The sequence below is a fragment of the Sulfitobacter sp. NFXS29 genome (assembly GCF_040148765.1).
Classification (GTDB): Bacteria; Pseudomonadota; Alphaproteobacteria; order Rhodobacterales; family Rhodobacteraceae; genus Sulfitobacter.
This window is the reverse complement of sequence record NZ_JAGDED010000001.1, coordinates 630,815-657,485: the sequence shown is the minus strand read 5'-3', so window position 1 is coordinate 657,485 and position 26,671 is coordinate 630,815. Positions and strand designations below refer to the sequence as shown.

The window sequence follows — 26,671 nt, the reverse complement described above, 5'->3', positions numbered from 1 at the left end:
TCCTGCGACGCAGGGTATATGGTGACCGGCCTGAGTCGGAAAGGTCTATCCACATGCCAAAAGCTGATCCCTTCGGATTCGACATGTCCGTGTCGTCCTCCAAAAAGAAAAACCCCCGCGGCCGCCGCGGCATGTCCGGTGCGTCGGAAACCTCGACCCGGATTTGCGACCATGAGGGCTGCGATGAGCCGGGCAAGTTCCGCGCGCCCAAGGCCCCCGATGTGCTGGATGATTACTTCTGGTTCTGCCAGCAACACGTCCGCGAATACAACGCGAAGTGGAGCTTCTTTGACGGCACCACCGAGGCGGAGTTGAATGCTCAGATGTCCAAGGACAAGGTCTGGGAACGCGCCACCAAGCCGCTCGGCGACCCCGAGCAGCGTGCATGGGCCCGCCTCGGCATCGAAGACCCGCATCAGGTTTTGGGCAAGAACGCGACCCAGAACCCCGGCAAGGGCCAGCAAGCGGGCCGCCGCCTGCCTCCGACCGAGCGCCGCGCGATCGAGATTCTCGAAGCCAAGGACACATGGACCAAACCCGAGGTCCGCAAAGCCTACAAAGCGCTGATCAAAGTGCTGCACCCCGATATGAACGGCGGCGACCGCAGTCAGGAAGAGCAGTTGCAGCTTGTCGTCTGGGCATGGGACCAGATCAAGGGCAGCCGCAACTTCAAGGACTGATCCCACGACCGGACCAGCGGCCGGTTGCGGATAATGCCAGTTGCCCCTTCCCCTTGCGGATATGCACGATATGTTGCACCAGATACGCGCGCGGCCCCGACCGCGCGCCTAACGAAAAGGATGACGAGCGATGGCCGACGGTGCACTGGAACATGACATGAAACCCACCGAAGAACTCTCGGTGCGCGATGTCTTTGGCATCGACTCTGATATGGTCGTCAAGGGTTTCCCGCAGCGCACCAGCCGCGTGCCGGACATCGACAGCACCTATAAGTTCGACCCTGACACCACGCTGGCGATCCTCGCAGGTTTCACCCACAACCGCCGCGTCATGATCCAAGGCTACCACGGCACCGGCAAATCGACCCATATCGAACAGGTCGCCGCGCTGCTGAACTGGCCCACTGTGCGCGTCAACCTCGACAGTCACATCAGCCGGATCGACCTGATCGGCAAGGACGCGATCAAACTGCGCGACGGCAAGCAGGTCACCGAATTCCACGAGGGCATCCTGCCTTGGGCGCTGCGCAACCCGACCGCCATCGTCTTTGATGAATACGATGCGGGCCGCGCCGATGTGATGTTCGTGATCCAGCGTGTGCTGGAACATGATGGTAAGCTAACCCTGATGGATCAGAACGAGATCATCACCCCGCACCCCTATTTCCGTCTCTTTGCGACGGCCAACACTGTGGGTCTGGGCGATACCACCGGCCTTTACCACGGCACCCAGCAGATCAACCAGGCGCAGATGGACCGTTGGAGCCTCGTTGCCACGCTGAACTACCTCAGCATCGACGCCGAGACCGCCATCGTTCTAGCCAAAAACCCGCATTACAACACCGAAAAGGGCCGTAAGACGCTCAAGCAGATGGTGACTGTGGCAGACCTCACACGGACCGCCTTCATGAACGGCGAACTGTCCACCGTGATGTCGCCCCGTACCGTGATCGCATGGGCCCAGAACGCTGAAATTTTCCGCAATGTCGGCTATGCTTTCCGCCTGTCCTTCCTCAACAAATGCGATGAGTTGGAGCGCCAGACCGTGGCCGAGTTCTACCAGCGTCTGTTTGACGAGGAACTGCCCGAAAGCGCGGCCAGCCTCAGCTTGGGCTAAGCCGCTCACACCACCAACCAAAAATAAAGGGGCGCTGATATCAGCGCCCCTTTGTCGTTCAGGCTGTGGCCCCGTACTTAGTTGACAGGTGCGGGCTCAGTGGTGACCGCATTGGGGTCTTGCGGGGCAGCATTTTCAAGCGCTTGCTGCTCGGCCTCCATATCCTGCGCGGTCTTAAAGGCCTCTGCGGCTTCAAGGTCGGTCTTGGTGGCCGAGGATACCAGACGCAGCGTGCCGCTTTCGTCAGTCATGGTCGACAGGCTGTCCATTTTCACGGCAACCCATTTTTCACCCATGCCGAGGAAACCACCGACACCGATCACGACACCTTCGACGGTGCCATCAAGATTGACGATCAGGTCATCTACATCGCCGATCTTTTCACCTGCGTCGGAATAGACGTTGCTGCCAATCAGATCGTCGGCGAGGATCGTGTTCTCGCTCTGCATGGTGATCTGACCTTCAACCGGCTTTGCAGGCTCTTCTGCCGGCGCCTCGGCGGTTGTGTCAGCGGGGGCGACGGTATCGCCCAACGGCTCCGTTGCCGGGGCCTCTGCCGTGTCTTCGGATATTGGCTCACTCGTGGCCGATGCTTCGGCACTGTCAGTCGCGGCGTCCGTGTCAGGTGCCGTGGCGATGTCGGCCTCCAATTCCGCATCGCCCTCCGGCGCTTCGGCAGTGTCGGTGTCAGTCTCGGCCTCGACTGCATCACCGCTGGCTGTGGCCTCGCTGCTCTGTGTGGCCTCATCGGTCTGCGGCGCTTCGGCAGTGGCCTCCTCTGATGCGGGTTTTGTCGCATCCTGTGCCGTGGCAGCCAAAGGCGCAGCCCCCAAGACAGCGATCATGGCCAGACGGCTCGCATGTTGCATAAAATTGGTCATTTCCTTACTCCTACTTGCTGAGACGCGTTGCTGCCAGGGTTCAGAGAGGCACCGGTGCGTCGACTGCTGGGGAAATGCCGATCTGCGGGTGGGGGTTCCCGCTCAGCGGGTACTATGGGCGGAAACTGGCGTATCGATCTGCGCGCTCCTGCCCCTTTGACCCTTCCGCGAAAACCTGCCAAACCTCATATCGAAGCTGACAGAGGCATGGGCGCATGAAGAAATCCGACAACCCCGCTGACGCATTCAAAAAGGCCCTCGCAGAGGCCACCAAAGTGATGGCCGATGACGCCGAGCTGAACGTCAGCTACTCCGTTGATCCGTCAGGGCTTTCCGGTGACGCGATGCGCCTGCCGCAGGTCAGCCGCCGGATGACCCGAGAAGAGGTTCTGCTGGCCCGTGGCACCGCCGATGCGCTGGCGTTGAACCGCCGCTACCATGATGCCGCCACCCACGCTCGCTATGCCCCGCAGGGCGACATGGCGCGCGAACTCTATGAGGCGATGGAGACCGCCCGTTGCGAGGCCATGGGCGCGCGCGACATGCCCGGCACCGCGGGCAATATCGACGTCAAGATCAAGCACGAGGCCCTGCGCCGCGGCTACGATCAGGCGAAACAGGCCAGCGACGTGCCGCTCTCGGTCGCGGCGGGCTATATGGTGCGTCATATGGCGACGGGGCGCCCCCTGCCCGCAGGGGCCGAGAACGCCATGGAACTCTGGCGCGGCTTTATCGAAGATCAGGCGGGCGGCACCCTTGAGGGGATCGACGGCAGCCTTGCCGATCAGGCCGATTTCGCGCGGCTGGCGCGCAAGATGATCTCGGATCTTGGCTATGGTGACCAATTGGGTGACGACCCCGACAGCCAAGACGACGAGCAAGAGGATCAGGCCGAAGAGGGCTCCGAAGAGGAGCAAGACCCCGACAGCACCGGCCAAGACGATCAGGACGAGGAAGAGGCCGAAGGCACGCCCGAAAACTCTCAAGAGCAGCAGCAGGACGAAAGTCAGGCGCAGGTCTCGATGGATGACGAGGCGGATCAAGAATTGGGCGATGAGGCGGATATGCCCGAAGGCGACGCGCCCATGGACCCGCCGCCCCCGCCCCCCGTCTCGGACGCCGATCCTGAGTACCGCGTCTATCTCGGCGAGCATGACGAGGTGATCGGGGCCGAGGAATTAGCCGAACCGATCGAACTGGAACGTCTGCGCGCCTATCTTGATCAGCAGCTTGAGCCGCTAAAAGGCGCTGTGGGCCGTTTGGCCAACAAGTTACAACGCCGTCTGCAAGCCCAGCAGAACCGTTCGTGGGAGTTCGACCTAGAAGAGGGCACGCTGGACGCGGGCCGTCTGGCGCGGGTCGTGGCCAACCCCACCACGCCGCTCAGCTTCAAGGTTGAGAAGGACACCGAGTTCCGCGACACGGTGGTGACGCTGCTGCTGGACAACTCCGGCTCTATGCGCGGGCGGCCCATCTCCATCGCCGCGATCTGCGCCGATGTTCTGGCCCGCACGCTGGAGCGCTGCAACGTCAAGGTCGAGATCCTCGGCTTTACCACCCGCGCGTGGAAGGGCGGTCAGGCGCGCGAAGCGTGGCTGAATGACGGGCGCCCTGCCCAACCGGGACGCCTGAACGACCTGCGCCACATCATCTATAAATCCGCTGATGCCCCATGGCGGCGGACCCGCGACCACTTGGGTTTGATGATGAAAGAAGGCCTGTTGAAAGAGAACATCGACGGGGAAGCGCTGGAATGGGCGCACCGGCGGATGCTGGCCCGGCATGAGGCGCGCAAGATCCTTATGGTGATTTCCGATGGGGCACCGGTGGATGACAGTACGCTTTCGGTGAACCCGGCCAATTACCTTGAGAAACATCTGCGCGACGTGATTGCGATGGTCGAAAAACGCCGCGCGGTTGAGTTGTTGGCGATCGGCATCGGCCATGATGTGACGCGCTATTACGACCGCGCCGTGACGATTACGGATGTGGATCAGTTGGCCGGGGCGATGACCGAGCAGCTTGCCGCGCTCTTTGACAGCGACCCGCGGAAACGGGCGCGTGTCATGGGCATGCGTCGCGTGGGTTGAAGCTCCAGGATCGGTATTTGAAAAAGGATGAAGGAGGGGCGTGTGTTCCAGAGTTTCGAGGTCACCGCGCGTCCTGAGCAGGGGCCGCCACGGCTGGAAGCGCTGCGCGGGGAGTTGGCCCGGGCAGGGTTGGATGGATTTTTGGTGCCGCGCGCCGATGCGCATCAGGGGGAATATGTCGCCCCGCGCGATGATCGTTTGGCGTGGCTGACGGGGTTTACCGGATCGGCAGGCTTTTGTGCGGCATTGCGGGATGTGGCGGGGGTCTTTATCGACGGGCGCTACCGCACGCAGGTCAAGGCGCAGGTGGCGGAGGTTTTTACGCCTGTGCCTTGGCCCGAGGTGTCTTTGGCCGATTGGTTGAAGGACCAATTGCCTGAGGGCGGTGTGGTTGGTTTCGACCCGATGTTGCATACGCCGGGACAGATGGACCTTTTGGTGAAAGCGCTGGCGGGCTCTGGCATTGAGCTGCGACGCAGCGAGAATATGGTGGACCGGGTTTGGGAGAACCAGCCTGCGGCACCGATGGGCAAAGTGGCGGCCCACCCTGAGCGCTTTGCCGGGGAAAGCCATGCCGCCAAGCGGCAACGTTTGGCGGCAGACCTGCGCGCGGCGGGGCAGAAGGCGGCGTTGATCACCCTTCCCGACAGCCACAACTGGTTGTTGAACATTCGCGGGCAGGACATTCCACGCAATCCCGTGGCCCATGGCTTTGCCGTCTTGCATGACGACGCGCGGGTTGATCTGTTTATGGCGGCCGAGAAATTGGCGGATGTGGCGGTCCATTTGGGGCCGGAGGTGGTGCAGCATGACCCCGCTGGCCTGCCTGATTACCTGCGCGCGTTGGAAGGGCCGGTGCGCCTTGATCGGCAGTCGGCGCCGGTGTTGTTCGCGGACCTGCTGGGGGACCGCGCGCAGGCCGGGGAAGACCCCTGCGCCCTGCCCAAGGCCTGCAAGAATGACGCCGAGATTGCCGGCGCGGCGGAGGCGCACCTGCGCGATGGCGCGGCGATGGCGGAGCTGCTCGCCTGGCTGGATGCGCAGCCTCCCGGCACGATCACAGAGACACAGGTGGTGCGGCAGTTGGAAGGTCTGCGGCGCCGGGATCCGTCCTTGCGCGACATCAGTTTCGAGACGATCTCGGGCAGCGGGGCGAATGGGGCGATCATTCATTACCGGGTGAATGAGGAAACCGACAGCCTGCTGCAGGACGGACATCTTTTGGTGCTCGACAGTGGCGGTCAGTACCTTGACGGGACCACGGATATCACCCGCACCATTGCCATCGGCAGCCCCGATCAGGATGCGCGCAGCGCCTTTACGCGGGTGCTGTCGGGCATGATCGCCATGAGCCGCTTGCGCTGGCCGCGCGGGCTGGCCGGGCGGGATATCGAGATGCTGGGCCGTCTGCCGCTTTGGATGGCGGGGCAGGATTTTGATCATGGTCTGGGGCATGGCGTTGGCGCTTACCTGTCGGTGCATGAGGGGCCGCAGCGGCTGAGCCGGATGAGCCATGTGCCGTTGCTGCCGGGTATGATCCTGAGCAATGAGCCGGGCTATTACCGCGAAGGGGCGTTTGGCATTCGGATCGAGAACCTTTTGGTGGTGCAGGAAGCCCCGGCCCTGCCCGGCGGTGACGCGCATCGCAAGATGTTGGATTGGCGCACCCTGACGCTCGTGCCGATTGACCGGCGATTGATTGATGTGGAGGCACTTAGCCCCGAGGCGCGCGATTGGCTGAACGCCTATCACCGCGACGTTGCGGAAAAGATCGGGCCGCGGGTATCACCTGTTACAAAACTGTGGTTGGATGCGGCAACGGCGCCCCTATGAGCGTCCGATTTCAGTAAACTAGGGGGGTACGGCATGTCCGACCATATTACGATTACTCCGGCCCAAGGCACATGGGTCGTTCGCGCTGGCGGGGCCGTGCTGGGCGAGACCACAGGCGCGCTGGAGTTGCGCGAAGGGGACCACGCGCCGGTCATCTATTTCCCGCGCGGCGACATCGCGATGGCCTTCCTCGATGGCTCAGACAAGACCAGCCATTGCCCCTATAAGGGCGACGCCAGCTATTTTTCGGTCGTGACGAAGAGCCGTACCTTGCAAGATGCTGTCTGGTCTTATGATGACCCGAAAGCGGATGTGGCCGAGATCAAAGGGTATCTGGCCTTTACGCCGATGGATGAAATCGCCATCGAGCGTATCTGAGCGCGGCTCAGGAGTGCTCCTCTGCCGCGGTGGCGGCGAGGGCGCGATTATAGGCCTTCAGCGCATCGACGTGGAACAGCGCGCCCAGCAGTTCGGGCGGCGCATCGGCGCTGAGGGTGACCACCGGGATGAAGTTGGAATGGGTCTGGTCGAACAATGGCAAGGCGGCCTCTAGCGTGGCGCTGCCGTCGATATAGGTGCCCTTGTCGATCAAATCCCAACAGGCCTCTTCCGAGGCCGCGTCTTCGTCATCGGGGCGGCGCATGATCCGGCCCACCATGAACATGGATAGCAGATAGGCCTGCGGGCCTGCGGCCAGATGGATGCCGCGCCGCTCCATCTGGGTGAGGAAGAACGACCGGTCGACCAAACGGGAGGCCAGCGCCGTCGACATGCTGACGGCAACCATCACCGCCAAACCGGTTTGCCAGTCGCCCGTCATCTCGAAAACGATCAGCGTGGTGGAGATCGGCGCGCCCAGCACGGCGGCGGCCACCGCGCCCATCCCCGCCAGCGCATAGAGCGAGGAAGAGCCGGAGATTTCAGGGAAAACGCCGGTGGCAATCAAGCCAAAGGCCAGCCCCGTGAGCGCGCCCACCATCAGCGAGGGCGAAAAGACACCGCCGCCCATCCGCCCCCCCAGGGTGATCGCCACGGCGGCGACTTTGAGAACCGCGAAGATGATCACCTCATGCAGTACCAGCTCGCCCACCAGCGCGCGGGAGGTCGTCTCATAGCCGACACCGATGATATGCGGAAACCAGAGCGCGATGATGCCAAGGATCGCCCCCGCCACCGCCGGGCGCAGCCAACGCACAAGCCCGGTCCGGGCTTGCAGGTAGTTGCCGAAATCCTCGGCCCAGAAGATTGACCGCATCAGCACGACAGAGACCAGACCGCAGGTCAGCCCAAGCAGCAGGAAGGCGGGCAGTTCGACGTAGAATTGCACATCCCCAAGGCTCGGCAAGACGAACTCGGTCAAGCCGCCAAACTCCAGCCTGTTGATCACCGTGCCTGCTGCCGAAGCGATGACGATGGGGGCAAAAGCATGGACCGCGAAATGCCGCAGCACGACTTCGAGCGCGAAAAGCGCGCCGGCGATGGGGGCGTTGAAGCTCGCGGAAACCGCCGCCGCCACCGCGCAGCCCAGAAGGTCACGCCCGGTGATCCCATCGGCCTTGATAAAGCGGCTGACCTTGGTCGAGATCACGGCGGCTAGATGCACCACTGGCCCTTCGCGGCCCGATGAGCCGCCCGTCGAGAGGGTGATCATCGAGGCCAGTGCCGAGGCCACCCCGGCGCGTGTTTCGACTCGACCGTCGTGCAAGGCAGCGCCGAGGATCACATCGCCCACGCTGCGGGCACGCCCGTCGCGGGTAAAGCGGTGTAAGATCAGCCCAACCAGCAGCCCGCCCAACGTCGGGATCAGAACCACCGAATACCACGGCAACCCGGCGAGAAAGCTGTGCAGGAATTGCACATCGTCCGTACCGTAAAGCGTGGCCTGTAACCAGTTGATCCCCTTGCGAAAGAACAAGGCGGCAAAGCCCGCCGCGATGCCCACCAAAAGGGCGATGAACCAAAAGGTGATCTTGCCCGGCCCCCGGGTGCGCAGCACCGTCCAGCCCTGTTTGCAGCCGCCGAGCGCCTGATGCAGTTGTTGGGAAAAGAATGCGTTATCTTGCGGAGGCATGGGACTTGGACCAGTTGGACCCTTTCTGTCTAGGGCAAGCTGACCTTGGGTAAAACCGCCATTTAAGAAGTCGTCGCGCCCTGTTGCCCGTTAAGCAATGCCTCGGCTGCCGCGCGGGCGGCATCGGTGATGGTATCGCCCGCGAGCATCCGCGCGACTTCGTCCACCCGTTCTTCGGGGGCGAGCGCCGTGACCGTTGAGGTGGTCATGCCCTTGGCAACCGATTTGGCCACGCGCCAGTGATGCGCGCCCAGTGCGGCGACCTGCGGCGAATGGGTGACGACCAGCACTTGCCCTTCAGCCGCCAGCGCCTTCAGGCGGCGGCCTACGGCGTCTGCGGTGGCGCCCCCTACCCCACGGTCGATCTCATCAAAGATCAGGGTCAGGCCCGATTGGCTTTGTGTCAGGCAGACTTTCAGCGCCAAGAGGAACCGGCTGAGTTCCCCGCCCGAGGCGATCTTGCCCAAAGGCCCGGCAGGGGCGCCGGGGTTGGTCGCCACGGTGAAGGACACCGCATCGCGCCCCTCGGGGCCTGCGGGTTCGTCGGTCAATTGGGTCTGGAACACCGCGCGCTCCATCTTGAGCGGGGCAAGCTCCGCCGCCACCGCCTTGTCGAGTTTGACCGCCGCCTTGCGGCGCTTCGTGGTCAGGGCTTCGGCGCGTTCGTCGTAAAGCACCTGTGCGTCGCGCACAGCTTTCTCCAACCCCTCTTGCGCGGCCTCACCTGCATCAAGCGCATCGAGTTTGGCGCGCAGGGTGTCGGCGAAACCGGCCAATTCATCAGGCTGCACGTCATGTTTGCGCGCCAAGCCGCGGATCGCAAAGAGCCGCTCTTCGCAAGCTTCCAACTCATAGGGGTCGAACGACATGCCGTCGATCGCATCGGCCACGCCAGACATTGCTTCGTCCAGTTCCACCATGGCGCGGTTCAACGCGGCAAGCGGACCTTCCAGCGCGCCTTCGGCCTTGTCGGCGACGCCATCAAGCCAGCGCAGCGCGTCACCCATGGCGGTTTCTGCCCCGCCTTGGCCCAGAAGCTCATAGGCGTTGACCACATCGCGGCGGATTTTTTCGGCGCCCTGCATCTGGCGGCGGCGGGTGTCGAGGGTCGCTTCCTCGCCCGTTTCGGGGGCGAGCTTGTCCAGTTCCGCCACCGCATGGCGCAGGAACTCTTCTTCGGCGGCGATGGCCTCGCGTTCGGCGGCGGCAGCGGCGGCCGCTTTGCGCGCCGCACCAAGGGCCGTCCAAGCCTCCCGCACCGCTGCAATCGCGCGGTCATTCCCGGCGTAATCATCAAGGATGGCGCGGTGGCCGCGTGGGTTCAGCAACCCGCGGTCATCGTGCTGGCCGTGCAATTCCACCAATGTTTCAGACAGGCGCCGCAGCACCTCGCCCGAACAGCGGCGGTCATTGACCCAAGCGGTCTTGCGCCCCTCAGAGGTGTTGATGCGGCGCAGGATCAACTCATCCCCGGCAGGCAGACCCGCGTCTTCGAGCACCGCATGGGCCGGGTGGCCGGGCGGCAAGTCGAACCAAGCGGTGACCTCCCCCTGCGCTGCCCCTTGCCGCACCAGATCGGCGCGACCGCGCCAGCCCAGAACAAACCCAAGTGAATCCAACAAGATGGACTTGCCCGCGCCGGTCTCACCGGTGAGCACGTTCAGACCCGGCTGGAAGCCAAGCTCCAGCCGGTCGATGATCAGCATGTCCGAAATATCAAGTCCGCGCAGCATCTAGAACCGTCGGATGGGCAACCCCACCCCCCTTAAAGCCACTCGCCCTTGATGGTCTGGCGATAGGCTGCACCCAGCCAATTGTCTTCGTAGAAGGCGGGCTCTAAGCCACGCCCGGTCAGCAATTTGTAGCTGTCCTCATACCACTCAGAGCCACGGTAGTTGTGGCCAAGGATGGCCCCCGCCGTCTGCGCCTCATGGTTCAGACCCAGCGATAGATAGGCTTCGACCAAACGGTGCAGGGCTTCGGCGGTATGGGTCGTGGTTTGGAAATCCTCGACCACCACGCGGAAGCGATTGATCGCGGCGGTATAGTGATCGCGGCGCAGATAATAGCGGCCAATCTCCATTTCCTTGCCCGCCAGATGGTCAAAGGCGAGGTCGAATTTCAGGATCGCAGAGCGGGCATATTCGCTGTCGGGGTAGCCTTCGATCACGGCGCGCAGCGATTGCAGCGCTTGGAAGGTCAGCCCCTGATCGCGGCCCACTTCGTCGATCTGGTCATAATAGCTCAGCGCCAAGAGATACTGCGCATAGGCGGCGTCATCTTCGGCGGGGTAGAAATCAATGAACCGCTGTGCGGCCGAGCGGCTGTTGGGGTAGTCCTGATCCTTGTGATAGGCAAACGCCTGCATGATCAGCGCGCGTTTGGCCCATTCGGAATAGGGATAAAGGCGCTCGATCTCGGCGAAATAAAACGCCGCCTCACCGGGGTTGTTGTTGGTCAACTCATATTCGCCGCGCTCAAAGATCTGCTCGGCTGAATAGGTCTCAAGCGGGATTTCCTGCGGGTTGAAAAAGCTGCCGTCCGATCGTCCGTCACCACCGCCGCAGGCTGCCAATGTCGCGACCAGAAGCACCGCACTGATCGTCCGCTTGCGCGATCCTGCTACCGTCATGCCCGCACCCCTTGCATCGTCCAACCCATGGTCTTTGACCCTCTTGCGCATGTGACTAGCACAATAATCTGCGTTGCAAAACGCCCATTCCACCCCCGCCCGCAGCCGGGTACGCGGTGGCGCATCGCTGGGTCAGGCATGTCACTTCGACTTAGTGAATACAAGGCATTGGCAGGGCGTTCAATGGCACTTCGCCGCCTAAGCGTCCTGCGGTTTGCGACGTTTTCGACCGGCTGCCAGATCAGGCAACCTGCGGGATTTCGCCCCAGATCAGCCCGGAGCCCGGCAACCGTGCCGTTTGCGCCGCGTCACAGGCCACCAGACGCACAGCATCCGGTGTGGCAAAGAGCGCGCGCAGCAGCGTGTTGGTCAGCGAGTGACCCGCGCGTCTGCCTTCGTAATGACCCAACAGCGGTGCCCCCGCCAGCGCCAGATCGCCAAGCGCGTCGAGCATCTTGTGGCGGACAGGCTCATCCGCGTGGCGCAGGCCACCGGGGCTAACGACCGCATCGCCGTCGAAAACCACTGCGTTCTCGCCCGCTTCACCGCCGAGCGCCAGACCATTGGCCTGCATCGCTTCGACATCGGCCTGACGGCAGAAGGTGCGGCTGTCGCAAAGTTCGCGTGCAAAAGAACCATTGTTCATGATCAGCGACTTGTGCTGTTGACCGATGGCCGCATCGGCAAAATCGATCTCAAAGTCGATCTGCAGCGTATCCGCCGGAGAGATCGTGGCCGTTGCATCACCGTCTTGCACGCTCACGGTTTTAAGCACTTCAAAGGCCATCACCGGGGCCGCAAGCTGACGCAAGCCGCGCTGCATGATGCCGCGCACGAAAGGCAGGGAGGAGCCATCGAGGATCGGCACTTCGGGGCCGTCGATCTCAATCAAAAGGTTATGGATGCCACAGCCAGCAATGGCCGCCATCAGATGCTCAACGGTAGAGATCGACAGGCCAGTGGGGTTTTCCAGCTTGGTGCAGAGCGGCGAGCGGTTCACCGCGTCCCAGCGGGCGGGGACCAGTCGGTCGCCCACGGCCACATCGCTGCGCGAGAACCAGATGCCATGGTGAGCGGAGGCCGGGCGCAGTGTCACTGTCGCAGGCTGACCGGAGTGCAGGCCTGTGCCAGAAAAACTTACTGCTGATTTGATCGTTGTCTGCACCGGGTCATCCTCAAGCTTCGAACATCTTATTGTGTGTTGAACTCTGGATTAAGGCGCTGGTTCGTTTTGCTCAACTCAATCTTTGCAACGGTCTGAAACATGCCCGTAACATTTGGGCGCTAGCGTGCCGACCTTATTGCAAAAGCTTGTTATAAAACGAAAAAGGGCCGACCTAAGGCGACCCTTTCGTCATCTATCGTGATCGGATCAGTTGGCCTGACGGCGCAGGAACGCGGGGATTTCGATGCGCTCTTGATCGGGATCGTTGCTTTCTTGCGGCTGCGGGGCAGCTGCAGAAGCGCGAGTCTGAACCGGAGGTTGCTGGCGCGCAGGGCGGGCCTGTGCTTCGCCTTCGGCATGGCCGGTCATCCGGTTGATCAGAGAGTTGATGCCAAAGCGACCTTTGTCGCCCTGCTCACCCTGCTGCTGCTGGGCCTGACGGTGCTGTTCGGGCGCTGCTTTTTGGGCGGCAGCGCGCAGGCGGGCCAGTGCTTCGGGCGACGGCGTGCCGGGTGTCGGGGCGCGCGGTGCAACGAAGGCTTCGGGCTCGGCCTCAATGGCTTCTTCCTGACGCGGCTCGAATGCGGCCACCTCGGGCTGATAGGCCGGTGCAGGCAGACCATCGTCATCTTCGACAACGTTCTCGTCCTCATACTGATCCTGGACCGGCTGAAGGTCTTGGAACAGGGCGGCTTGCTCAACTTCCTGCTTCATTTCGGCAGCAACCGGCGCAGCGGCAGGCGCCTGCGCGGCAGAGACTGGCGCGACATCGTCAACCGACACGTTCTGACGCAGCGGCTGGCTCATGGAGCGGCGCGGAACCGGCATTTCGGTGTTCACATCGGTGGCGTCGATCCCTGTGGCGACAACGCTGACGCGCATCAGGCCACCAAGGCTTTCGTCCAGCGTGGAGCCGACGATGATGTTCGCTTCGGGGTCGACTTCTTCGCGGATGCGGTTCGCCGCTTCGTCGAGTTCGAACAGCGTGAGGTCGTGACCGCCGGTGATGTTGATGAGAACGCCCTTGGCGCCGCGCAGGCTGATTTCGTCCAGCAGCGGGTTGGCGATGGCTTTCTCGGCGGCTTGGATGGCGCGATCTTCGCCCTCGGCCTCGCCTGTGCCCATCATCGCTTTGCCCATCTCGTCCATCACGGCGCGCACATCGGCAAAGTCGAGGTTGATCAGGCCCGGACGAACCATCAGGTCGGTCACGCCCTTAACACCTTGGTACAGCACGTCATCGGCAAGCGAGAAGGCTTCGGTGAAGGTGGTCTTTTCGTTGGCCAGACGGAAGAGGTTCTGGTTGGGAATGATGATCAGCGTGTCGACGACCTTTTGCAGCGTCTCAACACCGTCTTCGGCCTGACGCATGCGCTTAGCGCCTTCAAACTGGAAGGGCTTGGTCACGACGCCAACGGTCAGAACACCCAGCTCACGTGCGGCCTGCGCGATGATCGGTGCTGCACCTGTACCGGTGCCGCCGCCCATGCCAGCCGTGATGAAACACATATGCGCGCCAGCAAGGTGGTCAACGATCTGCTCAATGCTTTCTTCGGCAGCCGCTGCGCCAACGCTGGCACGGGCACCCGCGCCCAGACCTTCGGTAACCTTGATGCCCAGCTGGACGCGGTTTTCGGCCTGTGCCTGCTGCAGCGCCTGAGCGTCGGTGTTCGCCACGACGAAATCAACACCATCAAGCTGCTTCTCGATCATGTTGTTGACCGCGTTGCCGCCTGCCCCACCAACACCAAAGACGGTGATACGGGGTTTCAGATCATCTTGTCCTGGCATTGAAAGGTTGAGTGTCATGTGCTGTCCGCCTGTCCAGTTATCCGCGTTCTGCGGGAGTTTTTCGACCAAATTTACCCGACCCTACCGGGCTAGGGCCGGATCGTCACCTAAAAAACATCGTTTTGACGCTAAATATGGGCAGAAACTTGCCAGTTTCCGCCTTATCTCGGGTGTCTCACCCGATATTGCGGTCACCAGTTGTCTCTGAACCATTTGACAGCGCGCTTGAGCGAGCGTGACGGATAGCGGTCGGCGGGGATGTCGAAATCCCACCATTCGTCTTGCGGATGCGCCGCAAAGAGCGCGAGGCCCACCGAGCTGGCAAAGCCCGGACCTGTTGCCGCCTGTGGCAGCCCATGCACGCGCAGCGGACGGCCCAGACGGACCTGCTGGCCGAGTATCTTGCTGGCAAGCCCATCAAGCCCCGGTATCTGGCTGCCCGCCCCGGTAAGTACAATCTGTTGGCTCGGCAAGTGGTCAAAACCGGCAGCATCCAGCCGAACACGGACCTCTTCGAGGATCTCTTCGACGCGCGGACGCATGATGCCGATCAATTCGGCCCGGCTGGCGGTGCGGCGGTCGTGCTCATAGTCGCCCGTCTCGCCGCCGATCTCGATCATGTCGCGGTCGTCCATGCCCGTCGCATGCACGCCGCCGTAGAAGGTCTTGATCCGCTCGGCGTTGGCCATCGGCACTTGTAGGCCCATGGAGATATCAGAGGTGACGTGATCCCCGCCCATACGCACGGTGTCGGCATAGATCATATGTTTCTTGATGAAGATCGACACGCCAGTGGTACCACCGCCAAAGTCGATACAGGCCGCGCCGAGTTCCTGTTCGTCCTCAACCAGTGCCGAGATGCCCGAGGCATAGGAGGATGAGGCGATACCCGCCAGTTCCAGATCGCAGCGTTTGATACAATGCGCCAGATGCTGCACCGTATCGGCATCGACGGTGAGCATGTGCATGTCCACCGACAGGCTGTTGCCCAACTGGCCACGCGGATCGGCCAGACCGCTGCGGTGATCCAGCGCGAAGTTCACCGGCTGTGCGTGCAGCACTTCGCGGCCCTCGCCGTACTCCGGCACGTCACAGCCCGCCAGCACGCGCGCCACATCTTGCTCCGAAACCGATTGCCCCTCCAGTTCCACCGAAGCGTCGAGCCCATAGCTGCGCGGCTCCCCGCCCGAGAAACAGGCGATAACGTGGTCAACCCGGATGCCAGCCATCTTCTGCGCGGCCTGAAGTGCGGTGCGGATCGCGCGCTCGGTCTCGCCCATGGCGCAAATCTCGCCAAAGCGCACACCGCGCGAGCGGGTGGTCGCCGCCCCGATGACCCGGAACCCCGACTGCCCGGCCAAAGAGCCGATGTCGCCGTTCTCTCCGTCATGGGTAATGCCGTCAAACCGCAGCACCAGACAGGCGATCTTGGAACTGCCCACATCCAAAATGGCGACCACCCCGCGTTGGATCGCCAATTTGCGCATGTGCCGCATCGAACGCTGACTGTCGTATAGGTCCATCATTTCGTTACTGTCCCGATTCCAATGGCCATCTTACTGGCCGGAAAGCTGCCTGATGTGCCACCATTCGCGGGTGGCATCTTCGTTCATTCTGAGGGTTGGTCTTGCCGCCAACCGCATGTCGACACGCGCCACGTCCCGCGTGAGGACTTCTTGTGCGCCTTCCAGCGCGATCACCCGTTCCAGCGCTTGCAGCGCGTTTTCTTCGGGCAACATGATCGTCTGATTGCGATCCAACACCACGTCCCAGCGGCGCCCTCCAACCCGGACCAAGCCGCGCAAACGGTCGCCCAGCACATTGGCGGCCCCGATCAGCTTGAGCGCTTCCGGCACCGCTTTATCGGCCCCTGCCCCGGCGATCAGCGGCAGGCTGGCGTGGTCGCGCCGTGCCCCGATCCGTGCCACATGCGCGCCGGTGTTGTCCACCAGCGCCAGCCCGGTCTCACTGCGCCAGACAGCCACGGGCACGCGCGGGGTCACGTCGATTTGCAGCACGCCACCGGGGCGGATGCGGACATTGGCCTGTCTGACCCCGTCGATATCGGTGATCTTTTCGCGGATCTGCGGCAGGTCGAGGTCGAAAGAGGACAGCGGGAATTCCAGCGGCAGCGCGGTGCGAATTTCAGAGGACAGCAGGTCGCTTGCGCCGTCGATGGCCATGAGCTTGACCATGAACTCGGGCCGCTCTTCGATGCTGGCGCGGACATCGGCGATGGCCTGCACCACGGTGCCGCGCCGCTCTTCGTCGGCCATATAAATCGTGCCTGCCAGCAGGCTTAACGTAAAAGGCAACCCGACGCGCAGAGCAAAGCGGAAACCCGGCGTCAACATCAGCCGCTGCATGCGCCATGACCACCGCGAGGGGGCGGGATCGGCTTTGCCAGTCTCCGGGCGGCGGCGGATCAGCGATCGCATGAGGCGTCCTCCACCATCCAAGCACAAAGCTCAGGAAACGAGATGCCGCAGGCCGCGGCCTGTTCGGGCGTCAGCGAGGTGGCGGTCATGCCGGGCTGGGTGTTGGTCTCAAGCAGGATCAGCCCCGCAGGACCTCGCGCCTCGTCCCAGCGGAAATCGGTGCGGCTGACGCCCCTGCAGCCAAGCGCCACATGGGCGCGGCGGGCATAGTCGAAACACAGATCGGTGATCTCTTGCGGCAGATCGGCGGGCACCACATGGCGCGAGCCGCCGGGCTTGTATTTCGCGTCGTAATCATACCAGCCAGTGGTGATGATATCTGTCACGGCCAGCGCACGGTCGCCCATCACGGTGGTGGTCAACTCACGCCCCGGCGCAAAGGTCTCGACCATCACCTCGGCGGGCATGTCGTCGGACAGCTGCGGCGTGCCGTTGTTTTCCTCGGCCACGAGGTAGACCCCGACCGAGGAGCCTTCGTTGTTGGGTTTGACCACATAGGGCGGCGCCATCACATGGGCTGCCATCACATCGGCCTTGGGGGCGATAACGCTTTCGACGACCGGCAGCCCCGCATGGCGGAACACATCCTTGGAGCGCTGCTTGTCCATCGCGAGGGCCGAGGCGAGCACGCCGGAATGCGTATAAGGCAGTTTGAGCCACTCAAGCAGACCCTGCACACAGCCATCCTCGCCCCAACGGCCGTGCAGGCAATTCAATACGGCATGGGGCTGAAGTTCAGTCAGGACAGCTGCAAGATCGCGGTCGGCTTCGACCTCGATCACGTTATATCCGCCATGTTCCCGCAAGGCAGCGGCGCATGCACGCCCACTGGACAGGGACACCTCACGCTCGGCCGAGGGGCCACCCATCAATACCGCCACTGTCGGGGTTTGTCCGCTCGACTTACCCACCAAAGTGCCTCTTCGCCTCGGACCGTTTGCGGCCCCTATCATTGTTTTCTTTGCTTTGCCGTGACTTAGCTGATGCCCGACGGCTTAGCTTTGCGACACCGGATCACCCAATTCTTCACCGACGCGCTTAATTTCCCATTCTAGCCTTATACCGCTTGAAGCGTAAACCTTTTTTCGCACCTCTTCGCCCAATGACTCTAGATCATGGGCCGTCGCACCACCGGTGTTGATAAGGAAATTGGAGTGTTTCGGGCTCATCTGTGCACCCCCCACGGTGGCCCCGCGCATCCCGGCGTCGTCGATCACCTTCCACGCCTTCAGGTCATGCACATCGTCCGCCTTCCCGGTTGAGGAGAACCCCGCCGGATTGCGGAAGGTCGACCCGGCGCTGCGGTCCTTGGTGGGCTGGCTCTCGTCGCGTTTGGCGAGCTGCTGTTCCATCCGGGCATGAAGCTCCTCCGCCACGCCTTTGGGCGGCGCAAAGGTTGCCTCGATCAGCACCGCACCGGGCGACAGATCGCTCTGCCGGTAGCGGAAATTGAGGTCATCGGCGGTCAGTGTCACTACCTCTCCCGCGCGGGTCACGGCCTTGGCCGAGACGAAGTGATCCGCCGTGTAGCTGCCATAACAGCCCGCGTTCATGCGCAAAGCCCCGCCGATGCTGCCGGGGATGGTCCGTAGAAAGGTCAGATCCAGCCCCGCATCCGCCGCCTTGCGCGCCACATGACCATCCAGCGCCGCCGCCCCCGCAGTCACCTGATCCCCGTCGATCTCAATCCCGTTGAAACCACGACCCAGCCGGATCACCACGGCCCGCAGTCCCCCGTCGCGCACGATCAGGTTGCTGCCCACGCCCATGGGGAAAACCGTGATGCCCTGCGGCAAGCGGCGCATGAAAAGGCAAAGGTCCTCCACATCGGCGGGTTGGAACAGATAATCCGCAGGGCCGCCAACGCGGAGCCATGTCAGCTCGCTCAGGGCGCGATTTGGGGTCAGCCTGCCGCGCAGGTCGGGGATATTCAGCGTCATCATGGCGCCGGACTTAGCGCATTTAACGGGCGGGGCAAACCATCAAGAAGACGGCGGATCGACGCGGCTCTCGCGCCAGCGTTTCGCCACCCGCCCGGCGAGCCAACCCAGACCGAAACCGCCCACGGCGTAGAAGAGCACCGAAAGCTGCGCCAATAGCGCATGAGGCTCAAACACCCGCGCATCCAGCCCGAAGACCATCCACGATGCGTTTAGCCCAAGACCGACCGCCAGCACGATAAAGAACCACAGCACACGGCCGCGATAACCGGTCCAGAGACAGGCGATCATCCAGATTGCAAAGACGGTCAGCAGCGCGGCAAGGGTCGGCGTCAGGGTCATTCCGCCGGGCCTTTGATCCGCCCGGCCCCTCGGCGCAGCCAGCGGACGAAATAGACCACCGGCCAGCGCAGCACCGAACAGCCCCCCGCCAGCACCAGCATGCCCAGCCATGGGCCATGCTGCGCGGTGACGAAACCGACGATGGGGATGCCCACGGCGATCAGCAGATAGGCGCTGCGCCAGTGGAAATCCTTGCTGGGGGTCATGGCCAGAATATTGGCGATCACAAACCAGAAACAGGCGAAGACGAGAGACAGGCTCATTTCGGCAGCTCCGGTTTTTGGCCGCGCAGCCGCGCCCAGAGATAGCGCAGCGGATTGCGGAACATCGACAGGAAAGCCAGCAGGGCCAAGAGCGCAAAGGCCCAAGACTGCGTCACACCGATGGCGATGATCAGCACCGGTGCGGCAATCAGCAGAACCACCCCCGGCAGGTATTGAGAGCGCAGCGGCAGCATGGCCACGGTCACGGCGGCGAAGACCCAAAGGATCGACAGCCACACGAGGGTCACGCAGCGGCCTCCTTGGCCGCGCGCAGCGCCTCGGGCAGGTCATTGGCCCAGCCGCTGATCGTACCTGCCCCAAGGCAGACCACCATATCGCCCGGTCGCGCCTCGCGCCGGACCAGTTGCGTCAGCGCCTCAGCATCCTCGACCGCATAGGCATGGCGATGGCCATGCTGGATCAATCCCGCGACCAGCCCATCACGGTCGGCACCCGGAATGGGCTCCTCGCCCGCGGCATAGACATCGGCGATGCCCACCACATCGGCATCGTTGAAACAGGCGCAGAATTCGTCGAAGTGATGGCTCAGGCGCGAGTAGCGGTGCGGCTGGTGCACGGCAATCACCCGCCCCTTGCTGGCCTGCCGCGCGGCTTTGAGTACGGCGGTAATCTCAACCGGGTGGTGGCCATAGTCGTCGATGATGGTGACCCCGTCCACTTCGCCCACCCGGGTAAAGCGGCGATTCACCCCGCCAAAGCTGCCCAAGGCCGCGCGGATCTCTTCCAGCTTCATCCCAAGGTGCCGCGCCACGGTCACCGCCGCCAGCGCGTTCGAGACGTTGTGATCGCCCGGCATCGGCAGGGCGCAGTCTTCGATGACCCGGCCTTCGGATTGGAGATGCACGTCGAAATGCGCCACGCCGTCTTTGTAATGCAGCCCCACCGCGCGCACATCGGCCTGCGCGTTGAACCCATAGGTCATGACGCGGCGGTCGGTCAGCTTGCCCACCAGCGACTGCACTTCAGGGTGATCGGTGCAACAGACCGCCAGCCCATAGAAGGGGATGTTAGAGACGAAGTTCAAAAACCCCTGCCGCAGCGTGTCGAAGTCGCCCCAATGCTCCATATGCTCGGGGTCGATATTGGTGACGATGGCAATGGTTGCGGGCAGCCGGTTGAAGGTGCCGTCGCTCTCATCCGCCTCGACCACCATCCATTCGCCCTGCCCCATCCGCGCGTTGGAGCCATAGGCGTGGATGATGCCGCCGTTTACCACAGTGGGGTCAATGCCCCCCGCAACCAGCAGTTCGGCCACCAGCGTGGTGGTCGTCGTTTTGCCATGGGTGCCCGCCACGGCGATGTTGGACTTAAGCCGCATAAGCTCGGCCAGCATCTCGGCCCGGCGCACGACAGGCAGGCCACGGCGGCGGGCCTCGTCCAATTCTGCGTTGCCCGGTTTGATCGCCGAAGAGATCACGACCACGGCCGCCCCTTCGACATTCTCAGCCGCTTGCCCCTCGAAGATGCGCCCGCCTAGCTCGGCCAGCCGCACGGTGATCTTGGTGGTCTTCAGGTCCGATCCCTGCACCTTGTAGCCGTGGTTCAGCAGAACTTCTGCGATGCCAGACATGCCGATGCCGCCGATGCCGACGAAATGGATCGGGCCGACATCGGTCGGCAGTTTGGTGGCGGCGGCGTTCATTGGGGGTGTTCCTCTTCTGCGGGGGCCAGCGTGCCTTGGGCGGCGAGCTGTTCGACCATATCTGCCAATGTCTCGGCCGCGTCGGGTTTGCCGACCGACAGCGCGGCCCGCGCCATCTGCAACGCCCCATCGGGCATCTCAAGCACCGCGAGGATTTGGTCGGTCATGATTTCGGGGTTTGCCTTGCGTTCGGGCACCATGATCGCGGCCCCGGCATCGACCAGACCGCGGGCATTGGCGCTTTGGTGGTCACCTGCCGCAGCGGCAAAGGGGATCAGGATCGACGGACGCCCGATCACCGACAGGTCTGCCACGCTGGAGGCACCCGAGCGGCTGATCACCAGTTGCGCTTCGGACATGCGGCGGGGCACATCGTCAAAGAAGGGGCGCACATCGGCGCTGATGCCAGAGTCGGCATAGTAATCAGCAACCCGCTGGCCGTCTTCGTCGCGGGCCTGATGGCTGACGCGGATGTTGCGGATCATGTTCATCGGCAAAGCGGCCAGTGCCGGGGGCACCACGTCACTTAAGATGCGCGCGCCTTGGCTGCCGCCCATCACCAGCACTTCCATTGGATAGTCACCGGGCGGAATATAAGCGGCCCCTGCACGGTCCAAAACACTCGCGCGCACCGGATTGCCCACATGCCAGCCCTGCACACCCTCGGGCAGTTTCGTGGGCCAGATGCCGCAGGCCACGGCGTGCACCCGCTTGGCAAAGATTTCGTTCACCCGGCCCAGAATGCCATTTTGCTCATGGATCATCCGCGGCATCCGCAGCGCCCATGCAGCGCCAAGCGCGGGGATCGACGGATAGCCACCAAAGCCCACCACGACCGAAGGCCGGTCGCGCAGCATATTCAGCCCCGAGCGGACCACACCAGCCGCGATGCGGAACGGCACCAGCGCCTTGGCCACCACGCCGCCCCGGGCGAAAGTTGCGCTGCTGATCTGGCTGATCTCAACCGCTTCGGGAAAGCCGCTGGTATAGCGCGCGCCGCGGGCGTCGGTGCTAAGCTTCACCCGCCAGCCGCGTTTCAGCATCACCTCGGCCAAAGCCTGCGCGGGAAACATATGCCCACCGGTCCCCCCGGCGGCGATGATCAGCAGTGGGGCGGCCATCAGCGGCGACCCCGGCCCAGAATGTCGCTGATCTCACCCTGCGGGCGCGAGCGGGTAAAGGCGAGGAGCATGCCCACGGCAATGCCGCTGGCGATCACCGAAGAGCCACCATAGCTCACGAAGGGCAAGGTCATGCCCTTGGCGGGCAAAAGCCGCACTGCCACACCCATGTTGATCATCGCCTGTACTCCGAATGTGCAGGCCAGCCCGGTTCCGGCCAGCCGGATGAAGGGGTCACGCTCGCGCACCAAACGCAGCAGCGAGCGGACGACCACAACAGTATATAGGGCGATAATGCAGACGACCATGATAAGGCCGTATTCCTCGGCGGCGACGGCGATGATAAAATCGGTATGCGCGTCGGGCAGCGACCATTTCACCTCGCCCTCGCCCACACCCACACCAAACAGCCCGCCCTCGCGGATGGCATTGGTGGCATAGCCAAGCTGGGTTGTCGGATCGACATCAACACTGAGAAAGCCGTCGATACGCCGCGCGAAGTGTTCGGAGTTCGAATAGGCAAAGGTGCCCGCCAGAACGACAAGCCCCGCCATGCCGACCAGCAGCACCATCGGCGCGCCGGCCACGAAATACATCACGCCCCAGCCAAAGAGCACAAGACAGGCCTGCCCAAAGTCGGGCTGCATCGCCAGCATCAGCACGATGGAGATACACAGCGCAAAAGACCAAGACTTACCCGGAGGGCCGTTGATCTCGGTCGCGGCGGCCATCATCCATGCGGCGGCCACCATGAAACCGGGTTTCAGAAATTCCGATGGCTGGAACGAGGCGAACCCCAGCGAATACCAGCGTGTCGCCCCCTTGCCAAAGTCGGTGCCGAAAAAGGGCAGCAGCGCCAGCGCCACGAATGAAAGAACAAACCCCAGCACCGCCAAGCGCCGCACCAGCGTCGGCGACATCATCGAGGTCAGCAGCATCGCCACCAGCGCCAATCCGCCAAAGAACGCCTGCCGCTGCACATAGTGAAAGGCATCAAAGCCGTTTTTCGCCGCCAAGGGCGGTGAGGCGGCCAGCCCCAGCAGCATGCCGACAGCAAACAGGATCAACACGCAGGACAAAGCCCAGCGGTCGACCGTACGCCACCATTTTGGAAGGATCGGTTCACCATCCCGTACCGGGACCGCGCCATAGACCATCTCTGTCATGGGTGTCTGCCTTAACTGCCTCAACGGCCCCTTTGCGGGGTCTCATCCGGGCAGAATAGCCCGAATTGTTATATGAAGCTAGTGCATTTCACCCCGCAAAGGCAGGCAGGGTAAGCGGGGCCGTGCAAGGCCCCGCCGCCGGGCGGTCTGGCCGCCCTTTCAGGTCGTCGCCTGCGGTCGCCCTATCAGGCGGCCTTGTGGGTGCCACGCACCGGGTAGCCTTTATCGCGAACGAACTTGAGGCCGTTCAACAGCCCCTCCAACTCGGGCCGCGCGAAGGGCGCGTTGGAGATGTCGACGATCTGCAGCTTGCCTTCGTCGTTGATGACAAAGGTTGCTGGTTCGGCGAAGGGCCGGTCAGTCTCCTGCGGGCTGCGCGGGTCAGAGATGTAAAGGCCAAGTTCGGCCATCTGTTCGAGGCTCAGATCATAGCCGATGGGCAGGGTCAGGCTGTCTTCTTCGGCCATGGATTTGGCCTTTTCCTCGGGGTCGCCCGAAACGGCGATCACATCCACACCGATCTCATGAAACTGGCTTTGCAGCTTTTCCAACTGAGCGAGGTACTTTTTGCAGATCGGGCAGTGCAGCCCGCGGTAGACCACCACCAACTGCCAGTCGCGCCCCTCTTGCGGTTGGCCCAAGGTCAGCGTGCCGCCGCCGAGTTTGGCCACATCCATCTTCGGGAAATCCTGTTCTGCGGTCAATTTGGTCATTCTCTGCTCCTGTAAAAATTGCGTCTTGCCTCCAGCTATGCCGTCAGCGTGAACGGACAACCACTCTCACGTCTTCTTGACCGGGGCCGCGCATTCGGGCAGAGCGCGGCCATGCAAGTCGATACAGCCATCATCGGAGCCGGTGCCGCAGGCATGATGTGCGCCGCCCACGCGGGCGGGCGCGTGCTGGTGGTGGACCATGCCAAAGCGCCGGGTGAGAAGATCCGCATCTCTGGCGGCGGGCGCTGCAATTTCACCAATATGTACTGTGAACCGCAGGCGTTTCTCAGCCAGAACCCGCATTTCGCCAAATCCGCACTGGCGCGCTATACCCAGTGGGATTTTATCGAACTGGTCGATCGCCACGGCATCGCATGGCATGAGAAAACGCTGGGGCAACTCTTCTGCGACACCAGCGCAAAAGAGATCATCGCCATGCTGCGCGGGTTGATGCAACAGGCCGGGGTCGATCTGCAACTAGAAAGCAGCGCCAGCAATTTTGAGAAGGCCGATGGGCACTTTACCTTCTACCTGCAAACGCCTGATAAGACGGTGAAAGTCACCGCACGCAATCTTGTAATCGCCACGGGCGGTAAGTCGATCCCCAAGATGGGCGCGACCGGCATCGCCTATGACATCGCGCGTCAGTTCGGCCTGAAGGTGACCGATACGCGCGCCGGTCTGGTGCCTTTCACCTTTGCCGAAGGCCGCTTTGCACCGCTGGCCGGTGTGGCGACCCCTGCGCGCATCACTGCCGGGACCACGGGCTTTGACGAGGCGCTGCTGTTCACCCACCGCGGCCTCTCTGGCCCCGCGGTTTTGCAGGCGTCGTCTTACTGGCAAGAGGGCGCGCCGATCATGGTGAACCTCGCCCCCGAGGGCACTCTGTTGGACGCTCTGCGCGATCAAAGGCAACTTGCGGGGCGGCGGAACTTTACCACCATCCTCGCGCAGCACCTGCCCTCGCGATTGGTGGACTTTTTAGGCCAAGAGTTTGACCTCTCGGGCAACTTGGCGGATTGGTCCGACGCGCGGCTGACCACCTTCGTCGAAGCGTTGCAGAACTGGCAATTGCACCCCGGCGGCACCGAAGGCTATCGCACGGCTGAGGTCACTTTAGGCGGTGTGGATACCGATGCGCTCTCGTCTAAAACCATGGCGGCGAAGGACGTGCCCGGTCTCTATTTCATCGGCGAAGCGGTGGACGTGACCGGCTGGCTGGGCGGGTATAACTTCCAGTGGGCATGGTCCTCGGGCATGGCCGCGGCGCGGGCGATTGGCGGATAAGGGCGCGCCCTACTCCGCCAGCGCTTTTTGCACCTGTGCCACGAAATCCTCACCGCGCCGTTCGAAATTATCATATTGATCGAAACTCGCCGCAGCCGGGGCCAGCAAAACGACATCGCCCTCCTCCGCCTCTGCCGCCGCCCGCGCCACGGCTTTTTCCATCGTGCCGCAGACTTCGGCTTCGGTCGTCAATTGCATGGCGAAATGCGCGGCCTCGCGGCCAATGACATAGGCCTTGCGTACCGCGCCTTGGGCCTCTGCCAAACCTTTTAGCCCGCCCTCTTTCTCCAACCCGCCGCAGATCCAGCGGATGTTGCGGAAAGCGGCCAGCGCCTTGGCTGCGCTGTCGACATTGGTGGCTTTGCTGTCGTTGACATAGCGCACGCCATTCGCCTCGGCCACGGTCTGTGAACGGTGCGGCAGGCCGCCGAAACTGTGGAACGCCGCTTCTATCACGCGCGGGGCGAGGCCAAGCGCGCGGCAGGCCGCATAGGCGGCACAGGCGTTCTGATGGTTATGCGCGCCCGGCAGCCCCTGAATGCTGCGCAGATCGATCGAGCCGACCTGTTTGCCACGGCGGTATTCGCTCAAGAACCCTTTTTTGGCAAAGACCTGCCAGCCGGGGCCAGAGAGTTTGGTCTCTGCACTGATGCGGATCACCCGGTCATCGCTTGGTCCCTCGCTCATTTGCCCGGCGAGGAAACGGCCCTCGGCCTCGTCCACACCGATCACCGCGCGGTCTGGCCCGCCTTCGGAGAACAGCCGACGTTTCGCCGCGTAGTAGCCGCCCATGCCCGCGTGGCGGTCCAGATGATCGGGGCTGAGATTGGTAAAGACCGCCACATCAGGCGTTAGCGCGCGGGCAAGTTCGGTTTGATAGCTGCTCAGTTCCAACACCACGACCTCGCCATCCACGGCAGGGTCGAGGTCCAAGACCCCGCGCCCGATGTTGCCCGCCAGTTGGCAGGGCCGCCCGACATGCTCAAGAATATGGTGGATCAGCGCGGAGGTGGTGGATTTGCCGTTCGAGCCGGTCACCGCCACGACGCGGGGCGCGACATCGTAGTGGTCCCATGCCAGCGTGGCAAAGCTTTGGAAAAACAGGCCGATGTCATTGTCCACCGGCACGCCTGCGTCGAGGGCAGCGGCGACCACCGGGTTCGGCGTGGGGTAGAGGTGCGGAATGCCGGGGCTGACGATCAGCCGGGTGATTTTATCAAGCGCGCCGGGGCTGTTGAGGTCGACACAGGCGAACCCCTCCCGCTCGGCCCGTGCGCGTGCTGCCGGGTCATCGTCCCAACAGCTGACCTTGGCCCCGCCCGCCTGTAACGCGCGCGCCGCACTCAGGCCCGAGCGACCCAATCCCAGCACCGCCACGCGTGCGCCTTCCAAGCCCTGTACTGGAATCATCTGCAATCCCCTGATACCCGTTGACCCCAGAATGGGGGCATGATGCGCTCATCACAAGCCAGAGGCCG

Annotated in this window: 24 protein-coding genes; 6 read left to right on the top strand and 18 right to left on the bottom strand. The window is 63.0% G+C overall.

Going from position 1 to position 26,671, the window contains the following annotated elements; translation table 11 throughout:
* Nucleotides 1–53 precede the first annotated feature (53 nt).
* A complete protein-coding gene (locus tag J3456_RS03235; RefSeq protein ID WP_067625492.1) occupies nucleotides 54–680 on the top strand; it encodes a J domain-containing protein in 627 nt (208 codons plus the stop codon).
* Between the two features lie 130 nt (nucleotides 681–810).
* Entirely contained in the window at nucleotides 811–1,797 is a 987-nt protein-coding gene (gene cobS / locus J3456_RS03230; RefSeq protein ID WP_349578873.1) for a cobaltochelatase subunit CobS, read from the top strand.
* Nucleotides 1,798–1,874: 77 nt separating this feature from the next.
* Here cobS and J3456_RS03225 read toward each other — a convergent pair whose 3' ends face one another.
* A complete protein-coding gene (locus J3456_RS03225; RefSeq protein ID WP_349578872.1) occupies nucleotides 1,875–2,678 on the bottom strand; it encodes a PRC-barrel domain-containing protein in 804 nt (267 codons plus the stop codon).
* Nucleotides 2,679–2,893: 215 nt separating this feature from the next.
* On the opposite strand from J3456_RS03225, the gene cobT reads away from it, so the two are divergent.
* From cobT to J3456_RS03210, 3 genes are read left to right on the top strand one after another with little or no spacing between them, the layout of a single operon-like run.
* Nucleotides 2,894–4,768 carry a cobaltochelatase subunit CobT gene (cobT, locus tag J3456_RS03220; RefSeq protein WP_067626754.1) on the top strand — a complete coding sequence of 625 codons (1,875 nt, stop codon included), beginning with the start codon at nucleotides 2,894–2,896 and terminating at the stop codon, nucleotides 4,766–4,768.
* Between the two features lie 42 nt (nucleotides 4,769–4,810).
* A complete protein-coding gene (locus J3456_RS03215; RefSeq protein WP_349578871.1) occupies nucleotides 4,811–6,601 on the top strand; it encodes an aminopeptidase P family protein in 1,791 nt (596 codons plus the stop codon).
* 33 nt (nucleotides 6,602–6,634) lie between these two features.
* Nucleotides 6,635–6,979: a DUF427 domain-containing protein gene (locus tag J3456_RS03210; RefSeq protein WP_349578870.1), complete on the top strand. Its 345-nt coding sequence runs from the start codon at nucleotides 6,635–6,637 to the stop codon at nucleotides 6,977–6,979.
* A gap of 7 nt (nucleotides 6,980–6,986) precedes the next feature.
* Here the strand turns inward: J3456_RS03210 and J3456_RS03205 are convergent, their stop codons facing one another.
* From J3456_RS03205 to J3456_RS03130, 16 genes are all read right to left on the bottom strand, one after another.
* Nucleotides 6,987–8,672: a chloride channel protein gene (locus J3456_RS03205; RefSeq protein ID WP_349578869.1), complete on the bottom strand. Its 1,686-nt coding sequence runs from the start codon at nucleotides 8,670–8,672 to the stop codon at nucleotides 6,987–6,989.
* A 62-nt stretch (nucleotides 8,673–8,734) separates the two neighbouring features.
* Nucleotides 8,735–10,405, bottom strand: coding sequence for a DNA repair protein RecN (recN, locus tag J3456_RS03200; protein ID WP_349578868.1), 1,671 nt, complete (start codon nucleotides 10,403–10,405; stop codon nucleotides 8,735–8,737).
* Nucleotides 10,406–10,437: 32 nt separating this feature from the next.
* Complete coding sequence (locus tag J3456_RS03195; protein WP_349578867.1) at nucleotides 10,438–11,304, bottom strand: outer membrane protein assembly factor BamD; 867 nt, start codon at nucleotides 11,302–11,304, stop codon at nucleotides 10,438–10,440.
* A 241-nt stretch (nucleotides 11,305–11,545) separates the two neighbouring features.
* Nucleotides 11,546–12,469, bottom strand: a complete 924-nt coding sequence (lpxC, locus tag J3456_RS03190; protein ID WP_349578866.1) for a UDP-3-O-acyl-N-acetylglucosamine deacetylase — start codon at nucleotides 12,467–12,469, stop codon at nucleotides 11,546–11,548.
* Between the two features lie 207 nt (nucleotides 12,470–12,676).
* Nucleotides 12,677–14,278, bottom strand: coding sequence for a cell division protein FtsZ (gene ftsZ / locus J3456_RS03185; protein WP_349578865.1), 1,602 nt, complete (start codon nucleotides 14,276–14,278; stop codon nucleotides 12,677–12,679).
* 173 nt (nucleotides 14,279–14,451) lie between these two features.
* Nucleotides 14,452–15,786, bottom strand: a complete 1,335-nt coding sequence (gene ftsA, locus J3456_RS03180; protein WP_067626767.1) for a cell division protein FtsA — start codon at nucleotides 15,784–15,786, stop codon at nucleotides 14,452–14,454.
* 30 nt (nucleotides 15,787–15,816) lie between these two features.
* On the bottom strand, nucleotides 15,817–16,698 hold the full coding sequence (locus J3456_RS03175; RefSeq protein WP_349578863.1) for a cell division protein FtsQ/DivIB: 882 nt from the start codon (nucleotides 16,696–16,698) through the stop codon (nucleotides 15,817–15,819).
* Nucleotides 16,686–17,567 (bottom strand): D-alanine--D-alanine ligase, encoded by an 882-nt coding sequence (locus J3456_RS03170; protein ID WP_349579134.1) that lies wholly within the window; start codon nucleotides 17,565–17,567, stop codon nucleotides 16,686–16,688. The genes J3456_RS03175 and J3456_RS03170 overlap by 13 nt, the downstream gene beginning before the upstream one ends.
* A 126-nt stretch (nucleotides 17,568–17,693) precedes the next feature.
* Nucleotides 17,694–18,641: a UDP-N-acetylmuramate dehydrogenase gene (gene murB / locus J3456_RS03165; protein WP_502989481.1), complete on the bottom strand. Its 948-nt coding sequence runs from the start codon at nucleotides 18,639–18,641 to the stop codon at nucleotides 17,694–17,696.
* A gap of 39 nt (nucleotides 18,642–18,680) precedes the next feature.
* The gene (locus tag J3456_RS03160; protein ID WP_067626773.1) at nucleotides 18,681–18,980 is read right to left on the bottom strand and encodes a hypothetical protein; all 300 of its coding nucleotides are present in this window, start codon (nucleotides 18,978–18,980) and stop codon (nucleotides 18,681–18,683) included.
* The gene (locus J3456_RS03155) at nucleotides 18,977–19,243 is read right to left on the bottom strand and encodes a DUF2484 family protein (protein ID WP_349578862.1); all 267 of its coding nucleotides are present in this window, start codon (nucleotides 19,241–19,243) and stop codon (nucleotides 18,977–18,979) included. The genes J3456_RS03160 and J3456_RS03155 overlap by 4 nt, the downstream gene beginning before the upstream one ends.
* On the bottom strand, nucleotides 19,240–19,491 hold the full coding sequence (locus J3456_RS03150; RefSeq protein ID WP_349578861.1) for a DUF2484 family protein: 252 nt from the start codon (nucleotides 19,489–19,491) through the stop codon (nucleotides 19,240–19,242). The genes J3456_RS03155 and J3456_RS03150 overlap by 4 nt, the downstream gene beginning before the upstream one ends.
* A complete protein-coding gene (gene murC / locus J3456_RS03145; RefSeq protein WP_349578860.1) occupies nucleotides 19,488–20,906 on the bottom strand; it encodes a UDP-N-acetylmuramate--L-alanine ligase in 1,419 nt (472 codons plus the stop codon). The genes J3456_RS03150 and murC overlap by 4 nt, the downstream gene beginning before the upstream one ends.
* Nucleotides 20,903–22,027 (bottom strand): UDP-N-acetylglucosamine--N-acetylmuramyl-(pentapeptide) pyrophosphoryl-undecaprenol N-acetylglucosamine transferase, encoded by a 1,125-nt coding sequence (locus J3456_RS03140; RefSeq protein ID WP_349578859.1) that lies wholly within the window; start codon nucleotides 22,025–22,027, stop codon nucleotides 20,903–20,905. The genes murC and J3456_RS03140 overlap by 4 nt, the downstream gene beginning before the upstream one ends.
* Nucleotides 22,027–23,193 (bottom strand): putative lipid II flippase FtsW, encoded by a 1,167-nt coding sequence (gene ftsW / locus J3456_RS03135; RefSeq protein WP_067626783.1) that lies wholly within the window; start codon nucleotides 23,191–23,193, stop codon nucleotides 22,027–22,029. Before ftsW ends, J3456_RS03140 begins: the two co-directional genes overlap by 1 nt.
* A 185-nt stretch (nucleotides 23,194–23,378) precedes the next feature.
* On the bottom strand, nucleotides 23,379–23,906 hold the full coding sequence (locus tag J3456_RS03130) for a peroxiredoxin-like family protein (protein WP_259945044.1): 528 nt from the start codon (nucleotides 23,904–23,906) through the stop codon (nucleotides 23,379–23,381).
* A gap of 111 nt (nucleotides 23,907–24,017) precedes the next feature.
* On the opposite strand from J3456_RS03130, the gene J3456_RS03125 reads away from it, so the two are divergent.
* On the top strand, nucleotides 24,018–25,193 hold the full coding sequence (locus J3456_RS03125; protein ID WP_349578858.1) for a BaiN/RdsA family NAD(P)/FAD-dependent oxidoreductase: 1,176 nt from the start codon (nucleotides 24,018–24,020) through the stop codon (nucleotides 25,191–25,193).
* A gap of 9 nt (nucleotides 25,194–25,202) precedes the next feature.
* On the opposite strand, the gene murD is transcribed toward J3456_RS03125, so the two are convergent.
* Complete coding sequence (gene murD / locus J3456_RS03120; RefSeq protein ID WP_349578857.1) at nucleotides 25,203–26,603, bottom strand: UDP-N-acetylmuramoyl-L-alanine--D-glutamate ligase; 1,401 nt, start codon at nucleotides 26,601–26,603, stop codon at nucleotides 25,203–25,205.
* Nucleotides 26,604–26,671: the final 68 nt, after the last annotated feature.